We start from the raw sequence: 3216 nt of genomic DNA, 5'->3' as shown, positions 1-3216 counted from the left end.
GAAAGCTGTCGAACTGGCAAAAAAGCACAATACACGCTTGCATATCCTTCATATTTCAACCGCCAAAGAAATTGCATTATTTAATAATGATATTCCGCTAAAGGATAAAAAAATAACGGCTGAAGCCTGTATTCATCACCTTTGGTTTTCGGATCAGGATTATGCCTCAAAAGGTAATTTTATCAAATGGAACCCAGCGGTAAAAACTGCCAATGATCGCGATCAGATTTTAAAAGCTGTACTGGATGGACATATCGATGTGATAGCGACTGATCACGCTCCGCATACAATTGAGGAGAAATCTCAACCCTATACTTCAGCACCAAGTGGAGGGCCTCTTGTACAACATGCGTTGCAAGCCTTGTTAGATATGGTCAAAGCAGGAAAAATGACCCTGGAACAATTAGTGCAAAAATCTGCACACAATACGGCTACATTGTTTCAAATCGAAGATAGAGGATACATTCGTGAGGGATATTGGGCGGATCTTGTGTTGGTCGATCTCAATAAACCTTATACGGTATCGAAAGCGAATATCCTGTCGAAATGTGGCTGGTCACCATTTGAGGGGCACACGTTTAGTTCAACGATTGAACATACTCTCGTATCAGGTAAACTTGCTTTCTCCAATGGACAACTTATTGAAAAAGGTGCTGGTGAACGTCTGTTGTTCAACCGATAGTATTTAGCAATGGAAAAAAGAACCTTTCTAAAATCGATTGCTTTAAGCGTGTTGTCTATTCCTGTACTGGGAATGGGGCAGCCAACCGGAGATAGAGCCGAATTGTACGGTCAGGCTGTTTTGCTTGCAACGAGGTTAAAATTGGGGGATACCATAGGTTTAATAACGCCCGCAGGTGTATTGGATGATGAAGAATCAATTAGTATTGCACGTGAGATATTTGAGACCTTAGGTTTTAAAGTAAAAGAAGGTAAACATATACGCAGCCGCTACGGTAATTTGGCCGGTACAGATCAAGAGCGTATTGCAGACATTCATGATATGTTTGCAGACAAGACCGTCAAAGCGATTGTTTGCATCAGAGGAGGTTCGGGTACATCACGTCTTTTAGATCGATTAGATTACAGACTGATCGCCAATAACCCCAAAATTTTATTGGGATATTCAGATATAACAGCATTAATTTTGGCATTATATGCCAAGACAGGGCTTATAACGTTTCATGGTGCAGTGGGTATCAGTACCTGGACTAAGAAGCTTGCAGAGGCTTTCAATGCCCAATTTGTAGCCAATCAGCCAGCAATATTTGAAAACCCCAAGTCCAAAGGTGATAGCATTGTGCAGACCAAAGACCGAATTGCCACAATTCATCCTGGTATAGTAGATGGGGTATTGCTGGGTGGAAATATGACCGTGTTGACCGGCTTATGTGGTTCACCTTATCTGCCAGATTTTAACGATAAAATTCTTTTTCTTGAAGAGGTCGACGAAGATATGGAACGTGTTGACCGTATGTTCTGTCAATTGAAAAATGCGGGTGTACTGGGTGCGATTAAGGGTTTTATTTTTGGCAAGTGCACCAATTGTAAACCATCCGGTGGCTATGGATCCGTAACACTTGACCAATTGTTCAATGATTATATCAAACCGTTAAAAATACCTGCTTATACAGGGGCTGTCGTTGGGCATATTGCCGAACAGTTTATTTTGCCCGTAGGAGCAAAAGTCCGTGTAGATGCTTCGCAAGGAACGATTGCTTTAATGGAGCCTGCATTAAAAGATTAATATGAAATTAGTAAAAGTTGATTTCATCAAAGCCTTTTCTTTATATGAAGAAAAGGCTTTGATGCATAGAAGATTTAAACATGCTGATATTTTACCGTTATTAGAAAATATCCGGAGCTATGGACGTTTCACTGTAGCGGAAATTGGGAAGTCCACTGAAGATCGTTCGATCTTTCGACTACAATACGGACAAGGGCCAATCAAGATACTTTTATGGTCACAAATGCATGGTGATGAACCTACGGCGACAATGGCCCTGTTTGATCTATTTAATTTTTTCAACGGGAAAAATGATGATTTTGATGCCTTTAGAGATGACATCGCATCAAAAATGACCCTATATTTTATTCCGATGCTAAATCCTGATGGAACCGAAAGGTTTCAGCGTAGGACAGCCATGGATGTGGATATGAACAGAGATGCAAGGGCAGCAGCAACAGTGGAAGGAGCCTTATTGAAGGCGCAAGCCATGTTGCTAAAACCTGATTTTGCTTTTAACCTGCATAACCAAAACAATTACTACAACATTCCCGGAACAAATACGCCAGTGACAATTTCCTTATTGGCGCCTGCTTATGACTATGCGCGGAGTATCAATAAAACTCGGGGAGATGCGATGGGGGTGATTGTCGGAATAAACAAGATCCTTCAGGAATTTGTTCCAAATGCAGTGGCAAAGTATGACGATGAGCATACACCGCGCGGTTTCGGTGATAATTTTCAAAAATGGGGCGCCAGGACGATTTTAATTGAATCAGGAGCTTATGTTGGTGATACCGAAAAAATGATGGTCCGAAAATGTAATTTCGTGGCATTGTTAAAAGCATTTGAGGAAATTGCTGACCAATCCTTTAAACAGCATTCGATTACCGATTACGATGCAATTCCCTTCAATGATGAAAAGCTCCATGATGTGTTGCTGAGAAATTTGACCATTGAGCGAAGTGGAAAACCATTGCTTGTCGATGTTGCCATTCGGCAGAATGAAAAGACAATTGGATCAGACTATTACGTAGAGGGTATTGTTGAAGATATTGGCGATCTGCAAGATTTTTATGGTTATGTAGATATTGATGTTGCAGGAATGGAGTTTGGCCCAGCCAAGATGTATATGGAGCCATTTGCTTCGTTGGCAGATTTAGATGATGCCGTCGTGATGGGATTACTTGAAAAAGGCTATGCCGCTGTTATGATTGAAAATGTGATTCCGGGAGAAGTTTTGCATAACCTTCCAATTCGTGTATTAACTAAAAAAGCTATAGAATTTTCACAACAATTAGCTCTCGGAGCTCAGGCGGATTTTTTCCTTCGGAAAGAAGGCAAGATCATTTACGCCGTAGTTAATGGTTGGGTGGTCGATTTGAAAAAACAAGGCAACAGCAGTATAAAAATCAGATAAGTTAGGAATGCTTAATATAGCTCAAAAAAGAAAAAAGGTCACAGCATAGGCTGTGACCTTTTTTCTTTTT

Annotated in this window: 3 protein-coding genes; all 3 read left to right on the top strand. The window is 40.7% G+C overall.

The genetic code is table 11. From position 1 onward, the window contains the following. A partial coding sequence (locus tag B2X72_RS16255) for an amidohydrolase family protein (RefSeq protein WP_286850702.1) occupies positions 1 to 682 on the top strand: 682 nt, incomplete at its 5' end. 9 nt (positions 683 to 691) lie between these two features. Beyond that, a complete protein-coding gene (locus B2X72_RS16250) occupies positions 692 to 1747 on the top strand; it encodes a S66 peptidase family protein (RefSeq protein ID WP_286850701.1) in 1056 nt (351 codons plus the stop codon). Position 1748: 1 nt separating this feature from the next. Further along, a complete protein-coding gene (locus tag B2X72_RS16245) occupies positions 1749 to 3146 on the top strand; it encodes a M14 family zinc carboxypeptidase (protein WP_286850699.1) in 1398 nt (465 codons plus the stop codon). Positions 3147 to 3216 lie beyond the last annotated feature (70 nt).

The sequence above is a fragment of the Sphingobacterium sp. UBA7253 genome, from assembly GCF_002472745.1.
Lineage (GTDB): Bacteria > Bacteroidota > Bacteroidia > Sphingobacteriales > Sphingobacteriaceae > Sphingobacterium > Sphingobacterium siyangense.
This window is presented reverse-complemented; position numbering and strand designations above follow the sequence as displayed.

What these genes read in the sequence shown, in the direction of transcription:
- B2X72_RS16250 (WP_286850701.1), top strand. Translation starts at nt 692, where the DNA reads ATGGAAAAAAGAACCTTTCTAAAATCGATTGCTTTAAGCGTGTTGTCT.
- B2X72_RS16245 (WP_286850699.1), top strand. Translation starts at nt 1,749, where the DNA reads ATGAAATTAGTAAAAGTTGATTTCATCAAAGCCTTTTCTTTATATGAA.